The organism is Corynebacterium sp. MSK204, from assembly GCF_030229885.1.
GTDB lineage: Bacteria > Actinomycetota > Actinomycetes > Mycobacteriales > Mycobacteriaceae > Corynebacterium.
Map to the genome: position 1 here is coordinate 79,338 of NZ_JASPGQ010000007.1, position 23,161 is coordinate 102,498.

At 59.0% G+C, this 23,161-nt stretch carries 20 protein-coding genes; 10 read left to right on the forward strand and 10 right to left on the reverse strand.

Annotated features, from left to right (window positions below):
* The first annotated feature begins 101 nt into the window (after nt 1-101).
* Together QP908_RS06090 and QP908_RS06095 are read left to right on the forward strand one after the other, a co-directional pair.
* The gene (locus tag QP908_RS06090; protein ID WP_239268162.1) at nt 102-371 is read left to right on the forward strand and encodes an ACT domain-containing protein; all 270 of its coding nucleotides are present in this window, start codon (nt 102-104) and stop codon (nt 369-371) included.
* Nucleotide 372: 1 nt separating this feature from the next.
* Nucleotides 373-1,737, forward strand: a complete 1,365-nt coding sequence (locus QP908_RS06095) for a PFL family protein (protein ID WP_239268164.1) — start codon at nt 373-375, stop codon at nt 1,735-1,737.
* 59 nt (nt 1,738-1,796) lie between these two features.
* On the opposite strand, the gene QP908_RS06100 is transcribed toward QP908_RS06095, so the two are convergent.
* The 9 genes from QP908_RS06100 to QP908_RS06140 all read right to left on the reverse strand — a co-directional run bounded on the left by QP908_RS06100 (nt 1,797) and on the right by QP908_RS06140 (nt 11,127).
* Entirely contained in the window at nt 1,797-3,125 is a 1,329-nt protein-coding gene (locus QP908_RS06100) for a DUF2254 domain-containing protein (RefSeq protein ID WP_239268166.1), read from the reverse strand.
* 5 nt (nt 3,126-3,130) lie between these two features.
* On the reverse strand, nt 3,131-4,762 hold the full coding sequence (locus tag QP908_RS06105; protein ID WP_284771902.1) for an ABC-F family ATP-binding cassette domain-containing protein: 1,632 nt from the start codon (nt 4,760-4,762) through the stop codon (nt 3,131-3,133).
* 94 nt (nt 4,763-4,856) lie between these two features.
* Nucleotides 4,857-5,264: a metal-sulfur cluster assembly factor gene (locus QP908_RS06110; RefSeq protein ID WP_005279145.1), complete on the reverse strand. Its 408-nt coding sequence runs from the start codon at nt 5,262-5,264 to the stop codon at nt 4,857-4,859.
* Complete coding sequence (gene sufU, locus QP908_RS06115) at nt 5,265-5,717, reverse strand: Fe-S cluster assembly sulfur transfer protein SufU (RefSeq protein ID WP_005279143.1); 453 nt, start codon at nt 5,715-5,717, stop codon at nt 5,265-5,267.
* The gene (locus QP908_RS06120; RefSeq protein WP_284771903.1) at nt 5,717-6,961 is read right to left on the reverse strand and encodes a cysteine desulfurase; all 1,245 of its coding nucleotides are present in this window, start codon (nt 6,959-6,961) and stop codon (nt 5,717-5,719) included. Before QP908_RS06120 ends, sufU begins: the two co-directional genes overlap by 1 nt.
* Nucleotides 6,962-7,007: 46 nt before the next feature.
* Nucleotides 7,008-7,766 (reverse strand): Fe-S cluster assembly ATPase SufC, encoded by a 759-nt coding sequence (gene sufC, locus QP908_RS06125; RefSeq protein ID WP_005279139.1) that lies wholly within the window; start codon nt 7,764-7,766, stop codon nt 7,008-7,010.
* Between the two features lie 28 nt (nt 7,767-7,794).
* Nucleotides 7,795-8,949 carry a Fe-S cluster assembly protein SufD gene (sufD, locus tag QP908_RS06130; RefSeq protein WP_284771904.1) on the reverse strand — a complete coding sequence of 385 codons (1,155 nt, stop codon included), beginning with the start codon at nt 8,947-8,949 and terminating at the stop codon, nt 7,795-7,797.
* A 4-nt stretch (nt 8,950-8,953) separates the two neighbouring features.
* The gene (sufB, locus tag QP908_RS06135) at nt 8,954-10,393 is read right to left on the reverse strand and encodes a Fe-S cluster assembly protein SufB (protein ID WP_005283048.1); all 1,440 of its coding nucleotides are present in this window, start codon (nt 10,391-10,393) and stop codon (nt 8,954-8,956) included.
* Nucleotides 10,390-11,127, reverse strand: coding sequence for a helix-turn-helix transcriptional regulator (locus tag QP908_RS06140; RefSeq protein ID WP_284771905.1), 738 nt, complete (start codon nt 11,125-11,127; stop codon nt 10,390-10,392). The genes sufB and QP908_RS06140 overlap by 4 nt, the downstream gene beginning before the upstream one ends.
* A 215-nt stretch (nt 11,128-11,342) precedes the next feature.
* On the opposite strand from QP908_RS06140, the gene mptB reads away from it, so the two are divergent.
* The 5 genes from mptB to QP908_RS06165 all read left to right on the forward strand — a co-directional run bounded on the left by mptB (nt 11,343) and on the right by QP908_RS06165 (nt 16,976).
* Nucleotides 11,343-13,067 (forward strand): polyprenol phosphomannose-dependent alpha 1,6 mannosyltransferase MptB, encoded by a 1,725-nt coding sequence (gene mptB, locus QP908_RS06145; RefSeq protein WP_239268178.1) that lies wholly within the window; start codon nt 11,343-11,345, stop codon nt 13,065-13,067.
* Between the two features lie 6 nt (nt 13,068-13,073).
* The gene (locus tag QP908_RS06150) at nt 13,074-14,003 is read left to right on the forward strand and encodes an ABC transporter ATP-binding protein (protein WP_239268180.1); all 930 of its coding nucleotides are present in this window, start codon (nt 13,074-13,076) and stop codon (nt 14,001-14,003) included.
* Between the two features lie 83 nt (nt 14,004-14,086).
* Nucleotides 14,087-14,851, forward strand: coding sequence for an ABC transporter permease (locus QP908_RS06155; RefSeq protein ID WP_239268182.1), 765 nt, complete (start codon nt 14,087-14,089; stop codon nt 14,849-14,851).
* Between the two features lie 70 nt (nt 14,852-14,921).
* A complete protein-coding gene (locus QP908_RS06160; protein ID WP_239268184.1) occupies nt 14,922-15,950 on the forward strand; it encodes a COX15/CtaA family protein in 1,029 nt (342 codons plus the stop codon).
* A gap of 57 nt (nt 15,951-16,007) precedes the next feature.
* On the forward strand, nt 16,008-16,976 hold the full coding sequence (locus QP908_RS06165) for a quinone oxidoreductase family protein (RefSeq protein WP_239268186.1): 969 nt from the start codon (nt 16,008-16,010) through the stop codon (nt 16,974-16,976).
* Between the two features lie 53 nt (nt 16,977-17,029).
* On the opposite strand, the gene QP908_RS06170 is transcribed toward QP908_RS06165, so the two are convergent.
* Complete coding sequence (locus QP908_RS06170; RefSeq protein ID WP_239268188.1) at nt 17,030-17,974, reverse strand: heme o synthase; 945 nt, start codon at nt 17,972-17,974, stop codon at nt 17,030-17,032.
* A gap of 364 nt (nt 17,975-18,338) precedes the next feature.
* Between QP908_RS06170 and tkt the strand changes: the two genes are divergently transcribed.
* The 3 genes from tkt (at nt 18,339) to zwf (ending at nt 23,161) form a co-directional block, all read left to right on the forward strand.
* Nucleotides 18,339-20,411, forward strand: coding sequence for a transketolase (gene tkt / locus QP908_RS06175; protein WP_284771929.1), 2,073 nt, complete (start codon nt 18,339-18,341; stop codon nt 20,409-20,411).
* Between the two features lie 32 nt (nt 20,412-20,443).
* Complete coding sequence (tal, locus tag QP908_RS06180) at nt 20,444-21,529, forward strand: transaldolase (RefSeq protein WP_239268190.1); 1,086 nt, start codon at nt 20,444-20,446, stop codon at nt 21,527-21,529.
* Between the two features lie 99 nt (nt 21,530-21,628).
* Nucleotides 21,629-23,161, forward strand: coding sequence for a glucose-6-phosphate dehydrogenase (gene zwf, locus QP908_RS06185; RefSeq protein WP_237800863.1), 1,533 nt, complete (start codon nt 21,629-21,631; stop codon nt 23,159-23,161).

The window sequence follows — 23,161 nt, forward strand, 5'->3', positions numbered from 1 at the left end:
ACAGCGCGATTTTTATGCTGCAGCGGTTCTTTTCAGCGGTGCCAGAACATGCCGCGACCGCGGTGCGAGCGTTACACACCGAACCAGATAGAATACTGACTATGTATGCCATTATGACCGTTACCGGTGCCGATAGCACCGGAATCATTGCCGCAGTGACCACGACCCTTGCTGAACTGGACATCAACGTCGTTGACGTCTCGCAGACCTTGATGGGTGACTACTTCACCATGATCCTCCGCGTCGAATTCGATGCGGATGCCGTATCCATCCAGACCATCAAGGAGCGGATGCGCCCGGTTGCGGAGGAAAAGCAGCAATCCATCCGCATTCAGTCCGAAGACCTCTTTACCGCCATGAACGAGATTTAACATGAGCACGCGTTTTAATACCACCAATATCTTGGACACCATCGAGATGATCGAAAACTATCGTCTCGATATCCGTACCGTGACGATGGGCATTTCCCTGCTGGGATGTACGCGCTCGACCATGGAGGCAACCTGCCAGGCCATCTATGACCGCGTAACGCAGCAAGCAGGCCGCTTGGTTGAGGTATGCGAGGGCATCGAAGGTGAGCTCGGCATCCCGATCGTCAACAAGCGCATCTCCGTCACCCCCATTTCCCTCGTTGTAGCAGGCTTGGACGGCAACCCCGTCGATGCCGCGCAGGCGCTGGATAAGGCCGCGAAGGAGGTGGGCGTTAACTTCGTCGGCGGCTACTCTGCGCTGGTAGAAAAGGGCGCGACGAGCGCAGAGCAAAAACTCATTTCCTCCATCCCCGAAGCCTTGGCCGAGACAGACGTAGTGTGCTCCTCGGTCAATATCGCCAGCTCCCGCGCCGGCATCAACATGGATGCGACGAAGCAAATGGGCGAGGTCATCAAGGAAGCCGCTGAGCTGACCAAGGATGATTCCGCAATCGCCTGCGCCAAGCTCGTCGTCTTTGCCAACTCCGTGGGCGATAACCCGTTTATGGCCGGTGCCTTCCACGGCATCGAGGAGCCTGACTGCGTCGTCTCCGTTGGCGTCTCCGGCCCCGGCGTGGTGGACCGCGCCCTCGGCTCCTTGGAAGGCGCAAGCCTGGATCAGGTGGCTGAGGAAGTGAAGAAGGCAGCCTTCAAGATCACCCGCGCCGGGCAGCTCGTGGGCAATATGGCCTCCGAGCGCCTCGGCGTTCCCTTCGGCATCATTGACCTCTCCTTGGCCCCCACGGCAGAACTCGGCGACTCCGTGGCGCACATCCTCGAGCACATGGGCCTCGATCAGGTGGGCACGCACGGCACGACGGCGGCATTGGCGCTGCTTAACGATGCCGTCAAGAAGGGCGGCATGATGGCATGCTCGCGCGTGGGCGGCTTGTCCGGTTCTTTCATCCCCGTCTCTGAGGACAGGGGCATGATCGATGCCGTAAAGTCCGGCTCCATTTCCATGGACAAGTTGGAGGCCATGACCGCCATCTGCTCGGTAGGCTTTGACATGATCGCACTCCCCGGCGATACCTCTGCGGCCACGATTTCCGGCATGATTGCGGATGAAGCCGCAATCGGCGTGATGAACCATAAGACCACCGCCGTGCGCGTCATTCCGGTACCTGGTGCCAAGGTGGGCGACGAGGTCAGCTTCGGTGGGCTTTTGGGCTATGCACCGATCATCCCGGTCAATCAGGTGGGCAATTCGCAGTTCATCAACCGCGGCGGCTTCATCCCTGCACCGGTACACGGTTTCCGCAACTAGGTGTCGAGTACTCCACGCCTAGGGGGAAGCGCGCCTAGGACAAGCGCGCCAAGCTCCTCTTAGGACTCGGAGTCTTCATTCTCTTCGCCCGGCTTCTCGGATTCTTCCCACCGGGCGAGGTTTGCTTTGAAGTGCTGAAAAGAATCTTCTAACTGGCGCAATTCCACCTCGCCGCCGACCTGGCGGCCGGCATCGGAGTAGATGGCCTCCGCTGCTTCATCTAGGACATTGCGGCGCTCCACGGTGCGCAGCAGCGCGACCGCCTTGGCTAGGTTGTTGAGCAGGCTGAGGTAGATTTCGGCGTTATCGGCCGCATCGCGGCGGATTTGGGTGAACATCGCCTCAATGATCTGTTCGTAGCTAAAGGTTTGATAGTCCAAGCGGAACTCGCCATCGATATGCATGATCCCTTGCGGCAAGCGCTTGTCCCCAATGACCACCAAGATTTGCGTGAAGCGGTCAATGATGTCGATGACCGTATAAGGGTCATTGACGCCGGTGCTTAAAGCGCGGGCGGCAATCTCCGCGAGGTGCCGGGCCGTAAACCGCGGGTCGTGCGCGGAGGCATCCTCACGGTGCTGCGTGACCACGATGTGCTTTTCAATGTTTTCCGGCATGTGCGGCACGCCGTGGGCGATGACCTCTCCTTCAAGCACGAGATCGCCGGGGGCCACACCTAAGTGAACCGCGCAATCTTCTTCGGCCGCCGCTTGGGCAATGGACTCGTAGTCCACGAATTTCAGGTAGCCCGTTTGAGAGCTGCGGGTTGCGTCAGCGGATTCATAGAAATCCGAACCTGGTGCCTTGGAGACCTTCTCTTCCTCGCCACGCTCAATGAGGCGCCGCATGTGCTCTTCCACGTCTTGGGCCACCACGTGCACCACGTGAGACATGCTGATGGACTGCGCGATGTGGACGATGAAATAAATCAAAAAGACCACGCAAATTAGCGCCAAGGCAATGTCGACTGCGACATTCAGCGAGGGAACGTGTTCTTGCTTGCCTTCACCACCGGCGCGCACGGCACGCAGAGAGAGCAGCGAATAGGTAAAGGTCGCCAGGTAGATCCCCAGCGTGGACTGGATGGAGCGGTCCTTCAAAAATTCGTGCAATAGGCGCGGCCCCATCACCGTCACCACTCCGGAAAGCGCGGTCAGGGTGATAAAGAACAGGGTTCCGGCCAGGGACAGCGTGGCGGTGGCCACGGCGGTGAGCAGGCCTTGGGCGCTTTCCGCGCTACCGTCATAGAGCCGAGAGAGCGCCAGGTCGAAGTTGCGATCGAGTGCGAGCATGCCTTCGGCCGCCACGACGGCCACCGCCACTGCAACCGCGGGAATGACCCAAAACTTATCCCGCCAGGCGGGCATCCTCTCGATCAGCGTTTTCATCAGGCTTAAGCCAGCTCGACGATTTCCATGTACTCATCGGACCACAGGTCTTCATCGCCATCTGGCATGATGATCACCCGCTCAGGGTCGAGCGCCTTCACCGCGCCCGGATCGTGGGTAACCAAGACCACCGCGCCCGTGTAGGTATTAAGCGCGTCGAGCACCTGCTCGCGAGAGATGGGGTCGAGGTTGTTGGTCGGCTCATCGAGAAGCAGCACGTTCGCGCGGCTGGAGACCAACGTAGCCAGGGACAGGCGGGTTTTCTCACCGCCAGACAGAGTTCCGGCAGGCTGTTGCAGTTTATCGCCGGAAAACATAAACGCTCCCAGCAGCCCGCGCAGCTCTTGCTGGTCCGCATTGGGGCAGGCCTCAATGGTGTTTTCCCATACGCTCTTATCCGGGTGGATACTGTCGTGCTCCTGCGCAAAGTAGCCAATGCGCAATCCGTGGCCACTGACGATGCCACCCTCACCATCGGTGCGCTCCTCCCCCGCCAAGAGCTTGAGCAAGGTCGTCTTACCGGCACCGTTATACCCCAGGACAACGACCCTGGAGCCCTTATCGATGGCCAGGTCCACACCCGTGAACACCTCCAACGAACCGTACATCTTGGTCAAGCCTTTGGCGTTCATGGGCGTCTTGCCGCACGGGGCGGGCTCGGGGAATTTAATATTGGCTACCTTATCCGCAACGCGCACCTCATCGAGGTCATTCATCATGCGCTCGGCGCGGTTCAGCATCTGCTTCGCCGCAGATGCCTTGGTGGCCTTAGCACCCAATTTGGCGGCCTGCTTTTGCAGCGCGGAGGCCTTCTTTTCGGCATTCGCGCGCTCGCGGCGCCGGCGTGCCTCATCTGTAGCACGGGCATCGAGATACTTCTTATAACCCATGTTGTAGACATCCGCCTCGCCGCGCACCGCGTCGAGGAACCAGACCTTATTACACACGGCCTCGAGCAACTCGACGTCGTGGGAAATCATGACCAGTCCGCCCTCATGCTTGGACAGGAACTGGCGGAGCCAGACGATGGAATCCGCATCTAGGTGGTTGGTCGGCTCATCGAGGAGCAACGTGGTCTGGGATTTACCCGAGCCTTCGCTGGCTGCAAAAAGGATCTGTGCCAGCTCCACGCGGCGGCGTTGGCCACCCGATAGCGTCTTGAGTTTTTGATCCAAAACGCGCTGAGGCAAGCCTAGGTTATCGCAGATTTGGGCGCACTCGGAATCAGCCTCATAGCCGCCCAAGGAGTCGAATTGCTCTTCCAACCGGGAGTATTTACGGATGGCCTTATCGCGGAACTTCTCATCCGTGGCCGTTTCCATCAGCTCTTGTTGCTTGGCCATCCGCCGCTTAATATCATCCAGCCCGCGGGCAGAAAGCACGCGCTCGCGCGCGGTTTGCTCGATATTGCCTTCGCGCGAATCCTGCGGAAGGTAACCAATCGGGCCCAAACGAGAGACAGTACCGCCATAAGGCTCGGTCTCGCCTGCCAGGATGCGCATGGTCGTGGTCTTTCCCGCACCATTGCGGCCCACTAGCCCGATGCGGTCGCCGGGCTGGACGCGGAGGTGCTGTCCGGGGGCATCGAGAAGCGTGCGGGCGCCTACGCGTACCTCAAAATCATTGGTCACAATCACGACAAGCCAGTCTAGCAACCAAAGGCCAAGGCACTAATTCGCGCAAAAAAGGCGGCGGTAAAACTACCGCCGCCTTTTAGACATTCCGTGGTGATTAAACCGCAAAGCCCAGAGCTTGGAGCTGCTCACGGCCTTCTTCGGAAATCATGTGTGGGCCCCACGGTGGCATCCAGACCCAGTTGATACGCACGCCATCGGCAAGCTTCTTGCCGGTAACAATGTCCTCAACCTGTTCCGCAATGACGTCGGTCAAAGGGCAGGCCGGCGAGGTCAACGTCATGTTGATCATGGCAAGCTCTTTGCCGTCCTCTTCTTCCAGCCACAGGTCATAGACCAAGCCCAAGTCAACGACGTTGATGCCGAGCTCCGGGTCGATGACATCGCGCATGAACTCGGTGATGTCAAAGGCCTTCGACAGCTGTTCTTCCGTCTGCTCTGGCCGCTCACCGCCTGCGCTGAAGGACGAATTCTCGTTCTGGTAAGGATCTACGGGATCGGTCATTTACTTCTCCACTTCATTGAGCGCATCTGCGGTGGCGGCCTGAAAAGCCTTCCACCCTAGCAGCGCGCATTTAACTCGTGCCGGGTATTGAGAAACACCTGCAAAGGCAACACCATCGCCGATGATGTCCTCATCGCCCTCGTCCTGGCCACGGGAGGTGACCATCTTTTCAAACTCGGCAAGCTTTTTATTGGCTTCCTCCAAGGGCAAGCCGACGATCTCTTCCGCCATGACGGACGTCGATGCCTGCGAGATGGAACAACCTTCGGCGTCGTAGGACACATCTTCAACGGTCTTGCCGTCCGCGGAAAGGTTGACGCGCAACGTGAGCTCATCGCCGCACGAGGGGTTCACGTGGTGAACCTCTGCCTGGAACGGCTCGCGCAACCCCGCGTGTTGCGGATTTTTATAGTGATCCAAGATCACGTCTTGGTACATCGAATCTAGATTCATTAGGCAACTCCAAAGAAATCGCGGGCGGCCTTAATGGCTTCTACCAGCTTATCTACTTCGGCTTCCGTGTTGTACAGGTAAAAGCTAGCGCGCGCGGTCGATTGCGCACCGCAGGCGCGGTGCAGCGGCCACGCGCAGTGGTGGCCTACTCGAATGGAAACGCCTTGGTCATCCAGAACCTGACCCAGATCGTGCGGGTGCACGCCCTCCACGGTAAAGGAGATGGCCGCGCCGCGGTTCTCGGCCGTTTCTGGGCCGATGATGTGCAGGCCCGGAATCTCACGAAGCTGTTCCAAGGCATAAGCGGTGAGCTTTTGCTCGTGGGCATGGATATTATCCATCCCCACCTCCTCGAGGAACTTCACCGCGGCGCCGAGGCCGACGACCTGGCTGGTCATCTGCGTTCCCGCCTCAAATCGCGTGGGCGGTTCCGCGAAGGTGGTTCCTTCCATCTTCACTACCTCGATCATGGAGCCACCCGTGAGGAACGGGGGAAGCTTGCGCAGCAATTCGTCCTTGCCGTAGAGCACGCCCACGCCATTCGGGCCACACATCTTGTGGCCCGAGAATGCGGCGAAATCCACATCCAAGGCATGGAAATCTACCGGCATGTGCGGGACGGACTGGCAGGCATCGAGCACCACCATGGCATCGACCGCACGGGCACGGCGCACCATTTCCTCGACATCGGATACAGCGCCAGTCACATTGGACTGATGAGTAAACGCAACAACCTTGACGGATTCATCAAGCTCGAGCGAATCCAAGTCGATGCGGCCATCGTCAGTCAACGAGTACCACTTCAAGGTGGCACCGGTGCGCTCACAGAGCTGTTGCCAAGGCACGAGGTTGGCGTGGTGCTCAAGCTCCGTGATGACGACGGTATCGCCTTCTCCTACGTACAGCTCGCCCGCGCGCTCATCGGAAAGCGTATAGGCAACCTCATTGAGCGCCTCGGTGGCGTTTTTGGTAAAGGCAATCTCATCGCGGTCCGCACCAACGAAGGCCGCGATGGCCTGCCGGGCCGACTCATAAGCGTTATCCGCCTCTTCAGCCAACTGGTAAGAGCCGCGGTGGACGGGGGCGTTGGTATGGAGAACGAACTCCTCCTCTGCCTTCCACACCGGCAACGGGCGCTGGGAGGTAGCCCCCGAATCCAAGTACACCAGCGGCTTATCGCCGCGCACGGTGCGCTGCAGGATTGGGAACTGCTCCCTAATTGCGTTTACATCAAATCCAGACATAAAACTTCTTCGATTCATCGAGGATGAACCAGCACTGGGCTGGTCTTTACTGCAGGAACTGGTCGTAGCCGTCAGACTCAAGCTGGTCTGCCAGCTCGGCCCCGCCGGTCTTCACAACCTGGCCGTTAGCGAATACGTGCACGAAATCCGGCTGCACGTAGTTCAGGATGCGCTTGTAGTGGGTAATCATCAAGATGCCGCCATTGGTGTCATCCTGGTAGCGGTTGATGCCATCAGAAACGATGCGCAGCGCGTCAACGTCCAAGCCGGAGTCGGTCTCATCCATGACCGCGAACTTGGGCTTTAGGATGTCCAGCTGCATGACCTCGTGGCGCTTCTTCTCGCCACCGGAAAAGCCCTCGTTGACGGAGCGGGAGATGAAGGACTTATCAATCTTCAGGTTCTCGCGAGCCTCAGTAAGTTCCTTATTCCACTCGCGCAGCTTGGGGGCCTCGCCGCGGATGGAGGTCACGGCGGAGCGCATGAACTGCGATACCTTTACGCCCGGCACCTCGGTTGGGTACTGCATGGCCAAAAATAGGCCGGCGCGAGCGCGCTCGTCGACGGGCATGTCGAGGAGGTTTTCGCCATCGAGAAGCACCTCGCCCTCGGTGACCTCGTACTTCGGGTGACCAGCAATGGTGTAGGACAAGGTGGACTTGCCGGAGCCGTTAGGACCCATGATGGCGTGGATCTCGCCGGAGTTAATGGTGAGGTTGACGCCCTTGAGGATTTCCTTGGGCTCGCCGTTTTCTTCGTTCGGCAGAACCTGGGCGTGGAGATTCTTAATTTCCAGAGTAGACATAGTGTGTGGGTTTCCTTCTGTAAGTGCGTTAAGCGGAGATCTTTTCCAGTTCTTCGGAAATGCGGTTTTCCAGTTCCTCGGACAGGGATTGCACCGGGATGCGGTGGATGACCTCATTGAAGAAGCCACGAATGATGAGGCGACGAGCCTCTGCCTCCGGAATGCCGCGCGACATCAGGTAGAACAGCTCAATATCGTCAAAGCGTCCAACCGTTGCGGCGTGGCCGGCGCCGGTGATTTCACCGGTCTCAATCTCCAGGTTCGGGATAGCGTCAGCGCGCGCACCGTCCGTAAGGATGAGGTTATTATTCGTCTCATAGGTATCGGTGCCCTGTGCGTTGGAGCGGATAAGCACGTCTCCTACCCAGCAGGTACGAGCCTCGTTTTTCTTCTCACCCTGCAATGCGCCTTTGTACAGGACATTGGAGCGGCAATTCGGAACCGAGTGATCCACGAGCATGCGGTTTTCGAAGTACTGACCAGAATCGGCGAAGTACACGCCCAGCAACTCAGCGTCGCCGCCGGGAGCGGTGAAGTTCACGCGCGGGACAATGCGCACGACCTCGCCGCCGAAGATGGCGCAGTTATGGCGCAGCACGGCATCGCGCCCCACCTGTGCTACCTGGTTAGACAAGTGGACAGCATCGTTTTCCCAGTCGACGTCCACGATGACGGTCAGGTGTGCGCCATCGCCAAGGATGAACTCCACGTTATCCGCGTGGGTGCCGGAACCAACGTACTTCAGCACAACGGTGGCTTCTGCATGGTGACCGACCTCGATGGAGGTGGCACCGAAAAAGGTCACGTCCTCGCCCTTGCCCGTATAGGTAATGGTGATGGGATCTTCCACCTGCACCTCAGGGTCAATGGCTACCACTTGACCCTCGGGCATGGAGGTCCATGCCTGGGCGGCCACGCGGTCAGAAGGCTTGCCCACGCGGCCAAGACGCTCATCGTCACGGTCTACAGTCTCCGCAGAAACGCCTGGGTGCTCGCTTACCTTGACGTCCTGGGCAACCGCTTGAGCAAACTCCCCGTTGTGCAGGCCCCGCAGCTTGCGCAGGGAAACAAAGCGCCAGACCTCATCGCGGCCGTGCGGTACCGGGAAATCCTCCACGTTGGTAGAGGTAAAGACGTCACCCTTGGTGATCTTATCCGGGTTGAATTCGTTCGAAGCGACCATTTCTTTAGCCGACCGATCCTTCCATTTGCAGTTCGATGAGGCGGTTGAGCTCGAGGGCGTACTCCATCGGCAGCTCCTTAGCAATCGGCTCAACGAAGCCACGCACGATCATTGCCATTGCTTCTTCTTCCGCAATGCCGCGGGACATGAGGTAGAACAGCTGCTCTTCAGAAACCTGTGAAACGGTTGCCTCGTGGCCCAACGTGACGTACTCGTTGCGGATGTCGTTATACGGGTATGTGTCCGAACGCGAGATATTGTCCACGAGCAAGGCATCGCATTCCACGTTGGACGTGGAGTGGTGCGCATTCTGGTTGACCTGCACCAAGCCGCGGTAAGCAGCGCGGCCGCCGGCGCGGGCAACGGACTTGGAGACGATATTGGAGGAGGTGTAGGGCGCCATGTGCGTCATCTTCGCACCGGTGTCCTGGAACTGTCCCTCGCCAGCGAAGGCGACGGAAAGTACCTCGCCCTTAGCGTGCGGTCCGGTCATCCACACGGCCGGGTACTTCATGGTGACCTTGGAGCCGATGTTGCCATCGACCCATTCCATGGTGCCGCCTTCTTCCACCTTGGTACGCTTGGTCACCAGGTTGTAGACGTTGCTGGACCAGTTCTGAATCGTCGTATAGCGGCAGCGGCCGCCCTTCTTCACGATGATCTCAACTACCGCGGAGTGCAGGGAGTCAGACTTGTAGATGGGCGCAGTGCAGCCTTCCACGTAGTGAACGTAGGCATCCTCATCCACGATGATGAGGGTGCGCTCGAACTGGCCCATGTTCTCGGTATTAATACGGAAGTAGGCCTGCAGCGGGATATCAACGTGCACGCCTTTCGGCACGTAAATGAAGGAGCCACCGGACCACACTGCGGAGTTGAGCGCGGAGAACTTATTGTCACCGGCAGGAATAACGGTGCCGAAGTGTTCCTTAAAAAGCTCCGGGTAATCGCGCAGCGCGGTATCAGTATCGACGAAGATAACGCCCTGGCTTTCCAGGTCCTCGCGAATCTGGTGGTAGACAACCTCAGACTCGTACTGTGCGGCCACGCCGGCAACCAAGCGCTGCTTTTCCGCCTCAGGGATGCCCAGCTTATCGTAGGTGGCCTTAATATCATCCGGGAGGTCGTCCCAGGTCTGCGCCTGCTCTTCGGTGGACTTGACGTAGTACTTGATCTGGTCAAAGTCGATGCCGGAGAGATCTGCGCCCCAAGAGGGAATAGGCTTCTTATCAAAGATATTCAGAGCCTTGAGACGCTGGTTCAGCATCCACTCGGGCTCGCCCTTCTTTGCGGAAATATCGCGGACAACGTCCTCGTTCAGGCCACGGGCGGCAGAAGCGCCGGCCGAGTCCGAGTCGTGCCAGCCGTACTCATACGCACCAATGGAATCGATGATCTCATCATCGGTCATCTTATTGTCAGGTGCCGATTGTGCTTGGGTCATGACTCGCTCCTTTCAGTATTAGTTTTGACAGGTGTCAAGGGGATATTCGTGGTACAAATTCCGTGGCCATCTGCGATAGACGCCAAAGGTTGTACGTGTTTGCCTAAGAGGGCGGAAAAGACTTCCTGCTCTGCCTCGCACAGTTCGGGATGCTCCGCCGCCACATGGGCAACCGGGCAGTGGTGTTGACAGATTTGCACTCCCTGGCCAGCGCGGTCCACGGTTGCGGCGTACCCGTGCTTATCCAGGGTTTCAGCCAGTTTGCGCGCTACTTCCTCGACCGATTCTTCCGCGTCCACGAAGGGACGCACATCGGCGATGATGCGCTCAAACCGAGCCTTAGCGAAGTTCTTTACAGCCTCTGAACCGCCCGCAGAGCGCAGCGCGGTCAACGCTTCAGAAGCTAATTCATCATAGGCGTGGCCAAATTGCGCACGCCCACGATCCGTCAGGCGGAAGTGCTTTGCCGGTCGCCCACGACCCGCTCCGGAGTGCATCCGCGAACGAGAAACTGGACGGCGCTCGACAACTTCCGTTAGTTCTTCTTCCACCAGAATGTCTAAATGCCGGCGGATCCCGGCGGTCGAAAGACCAAGGCGCTCACCCAGGTAAGAGGCGGTTACAGGGCCATCTTTAAGCAATAGCAGCAGTACCTGGCGGCGGGTATCACCATCCGTGGACCGCGATTCTTTCACCGCCACATGCGCCGCTGCCGTGCGCTGTGAGTTACCCATGCCCTAAAACCTCCCTTCCTTAGGTCAGTTGCCTGCAGCCACCGTGCTCCGTCGCGCCGGAATTGCCGTCGCTACGCAAGCGCCATAACTGCGCTTTCATCATTAGACAACACTAGTGTTCCTTAATTCATTCCGGAATGCCACCATTGCAGTCACCGGGCGTGGCGGCGGGGGTGAATTTCCCACCCCACGGTCCTCGCGTAAGGTCTTAAGCCATGAAAGGGAAACTACGGGGAGTGCTCGAGAGCGTAAAGGCGGAATTGCCACGCTTGGGCACCGCAGGTTCTCGTTCCGCGCAGCTGCATGCCGAAGGCACCGGCGCGCAAGCCGGGGATACTCGCTACGATTTCATCGCCCAGGCGCCAGAGGAACTGCAGCACACCACGGTCTCCCAAAAGCGCACCTTTTTCATCCTGCGGTGGGCCGGAACCGTCGGATCCCTCCTCATTGCCTTTGGCGCTTTGGGAGCAGGCGCGCTGCCTGTAGTGGGCAATCCTTATGACAATGTGCCCTTTGGCTCCCTCATGTCGCGTATGCTCCAGACCTCGTCTGCGCTCGTCATGGTGGGCGTGGGGCTTTTAGTTACGGCCTGGATTTTCCTCGCCCCCTTCGTGGGCACCCCGCTGCGCCAGGCGCGACCCGGCGAGCCCGCCAGCGATCGCTCCCGCCGGCTGGTCTCCCCACGCCAGCTGTGGATCACGTGGGCTGGGTGGGTTATCCCCCTCATTTTCACCGCACCCTTATTTACCCAAGACATCTATTCTTATTTGGCCAATGGCTCCATCGTGGCCCAAGGGATGGATCCCTATTCCGCCGGCCCTGTGCAGCTCTTGGGCGCTGGCAACGAGCTCGCGCGTTCCGTGCCGTTTATCTGGGCAAATTCACCGTCACCGTATGGACCTGTTGCCCTGGGGCTGGCGGCCATAGTCAGCATCGTCACCGGAAATTCCATTGTCTTAGGCGTCATTGCCCACCGCCTACTTTCCATCGTAGGAATCATCGTGGCCGGCTGGGCCATCACACAGCTTGCTCAGCGATGCCGCGTCTCCCCCGCCTCCGCACTATGGCTCGGCATCTTGAACCCGCTGACCGTCCTTCACCTCGTCGGCGGTATTCATAATGAATCCATCATGCTTGGATTGTCGTTGCTGGGCATGGAGCTTGGATTAAGGGGCATCGATAAGCTGGGGCAGGATAAAAGAGGGGCCTACTTAACGCTGATAGCCTCGGGAATTTTCCTATCCAGCGCCGGAATGGTCAAGGTCACCGGCTTTATTGGGCTCGGATTTATCGGCATGGCGTATGCCCGCCACCTACATGTGGAGACACGCGTGCCGCGCTGGCAGGCCTTATTCACGGCCATCGCCGTGCAGACTGCGGTGCTCATAGCCACCATTGCGCTCATCAGTCTCATCACAGGCATTAACCTCGGGTGGATTACCGGGCAAGGCGGCGCCGCCACGATTCGCTCTTGGCTTTCCCTATCTACGGCTGTGGGAGTGGGTGCGGGTTTCCTCGGGATGTTTTTAGGGCTTGGGGACCATACAGACGCCATATTGACCATCACCCGCAGTTTCGGTGTCTTGGTCGCAGTCGCTTTTATGGCCCGCATGCTGTATGCCACCCTGCGCGGATATATCCACCCCGTCGGCGGCTTGGGAATTTCTACCCTGGTACTCGTCATTTTCTTCCCGGTGGTCCACCCCTGGTACATCCTGTGGGCCGTTTTGCCGTTGGCGGCGTGGGCGAACCGGCACATCTTCCGGTTTAGCGTCGTTGCCTATACCGGTGCGATGAGCTTTTTCGTCCTGCCGCGTGGCTTAGGCCTACCTGCGGGAACGGTGCTTTCCATTTATATCGCCGCTGCCTGCACATTCGCCGTAGTGACCGGAGTGTGGTGGGTTGCTATGCGCCGAAATGGAATCCGTGTCTTAAACTAGGCACCCGTGAATGTAATTCCAGCCGATAGCCCCGCCCTGTCCTTGGATGGTGTGGTAAAGAAATTTGGCCCCACGGCAGCCGTCAATGGGCTCAGCCTGAGCGTTGCACATGGCGAAATATTCTGCCTGCTGGGGCCCAATGGTGCTGGCAAATCCACCACCATCGAAATGTCTGAAGGCTTTATACACCCCACCGCAGGTTCCATTAAGGTATTGGGCCTTAACCCCAGCACCGCACCAGATAAGGTGCGCGAAAAAGTGGGGATCATGCTACAAGGCGGCGGATCCTACTCAGGCATCCGCGTTCTAGAGATGTTGGAATTGACTGCTCGCTATAACGCCAATCCACTGTCACCGCAGTGGTTGCTCGAGACCCTCGGCTTGCAAGGCGTTGCGCGCACGTCCTACCGGCGCCTTTCCGGCGGGCAACAACAGCGGCTATCGCTCGCACTCGCGGTCATCGGCAGGCCAGAGCTGGTTTTCCTCGATGAACCCACCGCGGGCATGGACGCCCAATCCCGGCTCGCCGTATGGGATCTCATCCGCGCCCTCAAGCGCGACGGGGCCACCGTTATATTAACCACCCACCTGATGGATGAGGCTGAATCGCTGGCAGATCATATCGCCATCATGGATCACGGCGCGCTCGTGGCGCAGGGAACCCCGGCAGAACTTACCTCCCAGGGCGAGGGCGCCGGTTTTAGTTTTAGCGCCAACTCCGCAGTTGACTTGGACGCCTTGCAGCGAATTGGGATCCCCACGACCGCCTCGCGGCCGCTGCACTACAGGGTGAGCCAGCCCAGTTCGCCGGAACTGATTTCCGCCCTCGCCGCCGATCTCGCCCGGCAAGGCGTGCTTTTGCGAAGCCTGGAATCCCACCACCGGAACCTCGAGGAAGTATTCCTCGATCTCACAGGCAGGCACTTGCGCAGTTGATGAAGCCCTGTGTCCTGTCTTCATCCTAGAATCACCAGTACCTACAACCACCACTTTAAATTCTCAAGGAATAGGCCCCGAATATGAGCGCAACGTTTTCCCCCGGCACCTTCCGCCCGGCACCCAAACGAGCGAGTGCAGGCGCCATCATCCTTGCCCAAGGCGGCATGGAAGCCAAGCTCATGCTGCGCCACGGCGAGCAACAATTGCTCAGCATCATTATCCCGCTCGCCATCCTGATTGGGACCGCACACTTGGAATCCACCACCGGCCATGGTCTGCACGAGGTTTTTCCCATGGTGCTTGCGGTGGCGGCGACATCGGCTGGCTTTACCGGACAAGCCATTTCCCTGGCCTTTGACCGCCGCTACGGGGCCTTAAAGCGCACCGGCGCCTCCGGCGTACCGGCATGGGCGATTATCGGCGGCAAAATCATCGGCGTGTTGACGATGGTGGTATTCCAGATTCTCGTGCTCGGTGCCACGGCCTTTGCCTTGGGCCTGCGCATCAGTGCGCCCGGCATTCTGCTCATGATCGTCTCGCTCATTTTCGGCGTCGCCGCCTTTACCGCTATGGGTTTGGTGCTTGGCGGGACCCTTAGCTCTGAGGCCGTACTCGCGCTGGCTAACCTCATTTGGTTTATCCTTCTGGCGATCGTCGGCTGGGCCCTGTATTCCCAGGGCTTGGGCGATAATGGCCTGCTCAATATCGTTCCTACGGTGGCGCTAGCGGGCGCGCTTGCCGATGCCTCCAATTCCACCTTCCCCGGCATCGAGCTCATTTCCTTGACCGCGTGGCTGGCAGTGGCGTCGTATGCGGCCGTTCGTTGGTTCCGCTTCGACGGCTAAATGTGAGTTATACCCAGTTCCCCGCGAAATAGAGCCAAAGGTTTCGGCTCGCTACACACCCCCTAGTAAGATGCACCTTGTGAATTACTGGACCAGAACTAAACGCTTTTTTAAAGAAGCCGTCCCTACCGTGGAGCAACAGCGACTTATCGCGCTGATCCTGATCTTCTGCCAAGGCGGCATCACCGTATCTGGTTCCATCGTCCGCGTCACCGGTTCCGGCCTTGGCTGCCCCACCTGGCCCCAATGCCAGCCTGGTTCCTTGGTGCCGGTCGAAGGCGCAGCCCCGGCAATCCACCAGATCATTGAATTTGGTAACCGCCTGCTCACCTTTGTTGATTCCGCCGCCGCCGGCGCGGCAGTCATCGCCATGTATATGGCCTGCCGCCGCCCTGAGCTCAGGGTCTATGCATGGCTTAACGTGGCCGGCATCGTCCTGCAGGCCGTCATCGGCGGCATCTCCGTGCACCTAGATCTGCGCTGGTGGTCCGTGGCGCTTCACTTCCTGCCCTCCATGGTGCTGGTGTGGCTTGCCTGCATGTTGTACGCCCGCATCAAAGAACCCGATGATGGCACCGCACAGCCGCGGTTCCCACAAGCTATTCGCATCCTCGCCGTCATCGCGACCATCGCCCTCTCCATCGTCCTGATCACCGGGACGATGGTGACCGGTTCCGGCGTCCACTCCGGCGACTCCGGCGTGGGAATGGACGGCCGCTTGGATGTGGATACCGAATCCATGGCCATCGCCCACGCGATGTGCATGTACGTTTACCTCATCTTTACCGCCATCACCGTCTTCCTGCTGTACAAGCACCGCACCCCGCAGGAGACCAAGAAGACCGGGTGGGTCCTTATCGTCTGCATCCTCATCCAGTGGGCCGTCGGCGTCTTGCAGTTCTACCTGGGCGTGCCGCGGTGGACGGTCCCCTTCCACATCGGTATGTCCGCCGTGGTCACCGGCTTTACCGCCCTGCTCTGGGCACACGGGCGCCACCGCGTCGGCGGCACGCCGGACCTCATCTCAGGCTCTCCCGCCGGCGACGATAAATACGCCGTTCGCCAGCAATCATTAAATGAGGAACGCGCCGCCGTTTAGGATTTAGGCAGCACCATTTTTCTGCAGCTTCTGGGCTTTGTGGGATAGCATGGCCTTATGCATGCTATCCAGATCACAGAAACGGGCGGGCCGGAAGTCCTGCGCTACGCCGAGGTTCCTGCGCCCACGCCCGCTGAGGACGAGGTCTTAGTCGATGTCACCGTAGCGGGCGTGAACTATATCGACACCTACTACCGCGAGGGTATCTATAACGCCCAGACGCCCTTTATCCCTGGCTTTGAGGGAACGGGGCGCGTTGTCCACGATCCCAAGGGGGAAATTGCGGAAGGCACCTTGGTGGCATGGCACCACGCCTTTGGTTCCTATGCCGAGCAGGTCTGCGTCCCCCGGAATGGCCTTGTCGCCGTACCGGATGATTTCCCCACCGAGATCGCTGCCTCCATGCTGCTACAGGGCATGACCGCCCACTTCCTTTCCCACGGCGTGTATGAGCTTGGCGAAGGCGCCACGTGTCTCATCACCGCTGGTGCGGGCGGCGTGGGCCAGCTGTTGACCCAAATGGCTTCCTCTTTGGGCGCTACGGTCTACACGGTCGTCTCCACCGATGAAAAGGAAGAGATCTCGTACAAGTGCGGCGCCGACCACGTCTTCCGCTACAACGATTGTCTGGGCGAGCAGGTTCGCCGGTTTAATGGCGGCCGCGGCGTCGATGTGGTCTATGACGGCGTGGGGCAATCCACCTTCTTCGAATCGCTCGAGGCCGTTCGCCCGCGCGGCACCGTCGCACTCTTTGGCGCCGCTTCTGGCCCGGTTGAGCCCATCGATCCCCAGCTGCTCAATAAGCATGGCTCCATCTTCTTGACCCGGCCTTCGCTCGGCGCGTGGACGGCGCAAGAGGGCGAATTCCAGATGCGCGCGCAAGCAGTCGTCCAGGCCGTCATGGACGGAGACCTCAAGTTCAACGTATCGGCCTCCTATCCCTTGAAGGAAGCAGAGCAGGCCCACCGCGATCTACAATCGCGCAGCACCACCGGTTCTATTGTTCTGCGGGTAAAGCAGGACTAATGCAGAAAGAAGCGCGAGCCACGAAGGCTCGCGCTTCAGCATGCTACTGGGATCTAAAACAGGGTGGCGGACCAACCAAGCATCCGGCCGATTGGCTCCCAGCCCAAGACGGCATCGATGGACAGGCCAATAAAGAGTACCGATAGGTAGTTATTTGAATAGATAAACAGGCGCATGGGTTTTACCTTTGCGCCTTTCTTTACGCCTTGGTGCAGGCGGATGGCTAGCCATAAGAAGACCGCGCCAGAAGTTACGGCGGCGATGAGGTAAATCCACGATGCCGCGGGAACGATAAGCAGCGTGACGATGACCGTGCCGACGGAATACCACACAATCTGGCGGGTTACCTCTTGTTCCGTTGCCACTACCGGCAGCATCGGCACCCCAGCCTTGCGGTAATCTTCCTTGTATTTCATGGCCAAGGCCCAAGTGTGTGGCGGGGTCCAGAAAAAGATAATAAGGAATAGGACTATTGCCTGCCACCAGCGGTCGGGCTCGCCTGCTGGCGCGTTATCGCGGATGACTGCCCAGCCCACCATGGCCGGCATGCACCCCGCTAAACCGCCCCACACGATGTTTTGGGCATTGCGCATCTTCAAAAACTTGGTGTAGACGAAGACGTAGAAAAAGTTCGTCAGAATGACGAAGAACGCCGCCAACCAAGAATTGGCCAGGATTCCCAGCCAAAGCACCGAAACCACGAGCATGATCCAGGCGAAAATCGCCGCATTCCGCTTCGAAATCGTGGCGCGCACTAGCGGCCGCGCGCGGGTGCGTTGCATCTTCTGGTCAATTTCATAATCGACCACGTTATTAAAGGTATGGGCGGCCGCAGCGCCCATCCATCCGCCGAAAATGGTGGAAATGATGAGCCAGATATTTTCAGAAACCGCCTCAACGCCCCGTTGTGCTTGGAGCATCGCCGGAATTGCGGCCACGAGGAGGAGTTCAATAATCCTCGGCTTCGTTAGCGCAAAATAGGCCTTGATGGTCTCCAAGGAATTCCTCCACTATCTGAACAGACGTTGATCTACAGCACACACGCTACACAGTGCGGTATGCCCACGGTGTAGTGGTCGCACACCCCGGCACAAAAGTTCCGGAGAATTAATTCACACTATGGCTTACATTTAAAATGCGCTACACATGGATCGTATCAATGCAGCGGAAATGCAGAGAGTAACTAATGCTGTGCCGTACACCGCTTAGCCATGCCAGCTTACCGGTTCCCCGCGGCTTTCAATAATTCCGCACCGCCGTCAAAAAAGTAACTAGACTGTGTGGAGTTCAGTAATTAACGCCTAGATTTAAGCGAGGCCTTATACCGTGTCGAAAGATAATTTGTCCCCAGACCTGCAAGCTATGGTCGAGCGCCGTTATCCGGACGACTGGACAGACACTGATACTCGCGCGGTCGACACTGTGCGCGTGCTTGCTGCCGATGCCGTCCAAAACTGCGGCTCCGGACACCCGGGCACGGCGATGTCGCTGGCTCCCCTCGCCTATACGCTCTACCAGCGCGTTATCAATCACGACCCCAATGACGTGAATTGGGCAGGCCGCGACCGCTTCGTATTGTCTGTCGGCCACTCTTCCCTGACCCTTTACATCCAGCTCTTCTTGGGTGGATTCGGTTTGGAGATGAAAGATCTCGAGCAGCTCCGCACCTGGAGCTCCCTTACCCCTGGCCACCCTGAGGTGCACCACACCGATGGCGTGGAGATCACCACCGGCCCACTCGGCCAGGGTCTGGCATCTTCGGTAGGTATGGCGATGGCCGCCCGCAAAGAGCGCGGCCTCTTCGATCCTGAGGCACCAGTCGGCCAATCCCCCTTCGATCATTACGTCTACACCATTGCCTCCGACGGCGACCTGCAGGAAGGCGTAACCGCTGAGGCATCGTCTTTGGCTGGTACCCAGAAGCTGGGCAACCTGATTGTCTTCTGGGATGACAACCGCATTTCCATCGAGGATGACACCAATATCGCCTTCAATGAGGACGTCGCTGCGCGCTATGAGGCATACGGCTGGCACGTCCAGACCGTTGAGTCCGGCGAGGACGTCGTTGCCATTGAAGAGGCAGTGCGCAATGCACAGCAGGAAACAGAGCGCCCCTCCTTCATCCGCGTGAAGACAGTCATTGGCTACCCTGCCCCGACCAAGATGAACACCGGCGGCGTCCACGGCGCCGCGCTTGGCGATGACGAAGTTGCCGCCACCAAGGAAGTCCTCGGCTTCGACCCAGAAAAGACCTTCCACATTGATGATGAGGTCTTGGCCCACACCCGCAAGCTGCGCGATCGTGGCGCTGAAAAGCACGCGCAGTGGCAAGAGAAGTTCGACGCGTGGGCAGCGGACAACGCCGAAAATAAGGCGCTCTTTGACCGCATGAGCGCCCGCGAATTGCCGGAGAACTTCGATGCCGAGCTCCCCGCATGGGAGCCAGGGGATGCGATTGCCACCCGTAAGGCCTCTGAGGCGACCATTCAGGCGCTGGCCGCCGCTTTGCCCGAAATGTGGGGCGGATCGGCCGACCTGGCGGGGTCCAATAACACCGTGATTAAGGGCGCGGATTCCTTCGGCCCTGAAAACATCACCACCAATAAGTGGTCCGCACAGCCTTATGGCCGCAACCTTCACTTTGGCATCCGCGAGCACGCGATGTCCGCCATCATGAACGGCATCGCCCTCCACGGAAATACCCGCGTATATGGCGGTACATTCCTGATCTTCTCCGAGTATCAGTACCCTGCCGTGCGCCTCGGCTCGCTGATGTCTACCGATACCTACTACGTGTGGACGCACGATTCCATTGGTTTGGGCGAAGACGGCCCTACCCACCAGCCGGTAGAAACCCTGTCAGCCTTGCGCGCCATTCCGAATTTGTCCGTCATCCGGCCTGCCGATGCCAATGAAACCGCGCAAGCTTGGGCCGCAGCGATGGAATACAAGGCAGCCCCGAAGGGCCTTGCGCTCAGCCGCCAGAACCTCCCCATCTTGGAAGGCACCAAGGAAAAGGCACACGATGGCGTTCGCCGCGGTGCCTACACCTTGGTCGCAGGCTCCAAGGATGAGCCCGATGTCATCTTGCTGGCCACCGGCTCGGAGGTACAGCTAGCCGTCGAGGCCGCCCAGCAGCTCGAAAGCGAAGGCACGGCCGCTCGCGTGGTATCCGCGCCGTGCCTGGAGTGGTTCGACGAGCAGGACGCAGAGTACCGCGAATCGGTTCTGCCCAGCAGCGTGAGGGCCCGCGTTTCCGTCGAGGCCGGCCTCGCTCAGTCCTGGCACAAGTACACTGGTACTTTCGGCCGCAACGTCTCCCTAGAGCACTACGGGGCCTCCGCTCCCGGCGATGAGCTCTTCGAAAAGTTTGGCTTTACCTCTGCTGCGGTGGCCGATGCCGCACGCGAGAGCATCGCCGAAGCCCAAAGCTAAGCCCCACCTCACCGACGCTAAAAGGAATGACTATGAACAACATTTCTGAACTTGCCCAATTGGGCACCTCCACGTGGCTCGATGATCTCTCGCGCCAGCGCTTGGAATCCGGAAACTTGAAGGAGATTATTTCCTCCAAGTCCATCGTGGGCGTAACCACCAACCCGGCCATCTTCGCCACCGCCATGACCAGCGGCACGGCCTATGACGAAGACCTGGCGGCCTTGAAGGAGAAGAACGCTTCGGCCGATGAAGCCGTCTACTCCCTGGCTATTACGGACGTACAAAACGCCTGTGACCTTTTTGCCGATATCTATGCTGAGACCGACGGCCAGGATGGCCGCGTATCCATCGAGGTGGATCCGCGCATCTCCGACGATGCCGCGGCAACTCTCAAGCAGGCCCGCGAACTGTGGGACCAGGTGGCCCGCCCCAATGCGATGATCAAGATTCCGGCTACCAAGGGCTCCCTCCCCGCTATCGAGGATGCCTTGGCAGAGGGAATCAGCGTCAATGTCACCCTGATCTTCTCGGTGTCTCGCTACCGCGAGGTCATCGCCGCATTCCGGGCCGGGCTCAAGCGCGCGGCTGATAATGGCAAAGACGTTACCAAGATTCACTCGGTCGCATCGTTCTTCGTCTCCCGCCTAGATACGGAAGTTGATAAGCGCTTGGAGGCTATCGGTTCCGATGAGGCCCTGTCCCTCCGCGGCAAGGCCGGTGTTGCCAACGCGCAGCGTGCCTACGCCCTCTTCCAAGAGGAATTGCTCGGTGATAACGGCCTCCCCGAAGGCGCGCCCGTACAGCGTCCACTGTGGGCTTCCACCGGCGTGAAAAACCCCGACTACCCAGCAACGCTGTACGTGACCGAGCTGGCTGGCCCGCACACGGTAAATACCATGCCGGAAAAGACCATTGATGCGGTACTGCAGGAGGGTGGATTCCACGGCGATACCCTCTCCACCGCCGGCGAAGAAGCCGAGAAGGTCTTCTCCCAGCTCGAATCGGTGGGCATTGACCTAGAAGATGTCTTCGCGGTCCTCGAGCGCGAGGGCGTGGATAAGTTCGTCGCCGCGTGGAATGACCTCCTTGATTCCCTCAAACAACGACTCGCGTAAACTACGACCGTGGTCCTAGCCCCGCCGGATAGCCGGCGGGGCATTATGCCGCCACTAGTTGAAAGACTACTTAGCTTTTCCCTCCAGGAAGGATAATCCGTGACGGACTCAGCCGCTTGGGTCAATCCCTTGCGTAATGCCGCCGATAAACGATTGCCACGCATCGCGGGCCCCGCGGGCATGGTCATCTTTGGTGTGACCGGCGATTTAGCTTTCAAAAAGCTCCTGCCGGCCATCTATGACCTTGCCAGCCGCGGTCTCTTGCCCGCTGGCTTCACGCTCGTCGGCTATGGCCGCAGGGACTGGGATAACGCGGACTTCTGCGATTATTTCCGCAGCGCGGTAGAAGCCGGTGCCCGCACTGACTTTAACCACGACGTGTGGGAGCACTTATCCCAAGGAATCGAGTTCGTGCAAGGCTCCTTCGACGATGAGGGCTTCGACAAGCTTTCTGCGCGGTTGGCCGAGCTGGATAAAGCCCGCGGCACGGGAAGCAACTGGGCATACTACCTTTCGGTGCCGCCAGAGTTTTTCTCCGATATCTGCCACCAATTGGAACGCGTGGGCATGGCCAATTCCATGGAGGACTCGTGGCGCCGAGTGATCATCGAAAAGCCGTTTGGCCACGACCAGGAATCTGCGCGCGAGCTCAATGAGATCGTCAACGCGGTCTTCCCAGAATCTGCTGTCTTCCGCATCGATCACTACCTGGGTAAAGAGACCGTGCAAAACATCATGGCGCTGCGGTTTGCTAACCAGATTTTTGAGCCGATGTGGAACGCGCACTATATCGACCACGTGCAAATCACCATGGCCGAAGATATTGGGCTTGGCGGCCGCGCTGGCTATTATGACGGAATCGGCGCGGCCCGAGACGTCATTCAGAACCACCTCCTGCAGCTGCTCGCCCTCGTGGCAATGGAAGAGCCTTCCTCCTTTGAACCGGAGGCGCTGCGCGCTGAAAAGGTCAAGGTGCTGCGCGCTACGCAGCCGGTCCATCCGCTCAATAAAACCACCGCCCGTGGCCAGTACACCGCTGGCTGGCAGGGCTCGGAATACGTGAAGGGCTTGCGTGAGGAGGAGGGCTTCGATCCCGCCTCCACTACTGAGACCTATGCGGCGTGCACGTTGGAGGTCAACTCTCGGCGCTGGGGAGGCGTGCCTTTCTACCTGCGCACCGGAAAGCGCTTGGGGCGTCGAGTCACCGAGATCGCCTTGGTCTTCAAGGCCGCACCGAACCAGCCCTTTGTCGATGGCGAAACCGATGCCCTCGGCCAAAATGCCGTGGTCATCCGCGTTCAGCCCGATGAGGGCGTGACCATGCGCTTTGGCTCAAAGGTCCCGGGCTCCACCATGGAAGTCCGCGATGTGAATATGGACTTCGCCTACGCCGAGGCCTTTACCGAGGAGTCCCCGGAGGCCTATGAGCGCCTCATCTTGGATGCGCTCCTCGATGAATCATCCCTGTTTCCCACTAATGAGGAAGTCGAGCTATCGTGGTCCATTTTGGATCCGATCCTCGATTATTGGTCCAAGCATGGTGAGCCCGAAGATTATAAGGCGGGCACCTGGGGGCCCACTTCAGCCGATAAGATGCTGCGCCGCCGGGGCCATTCCTGGCGCCGCCCATAG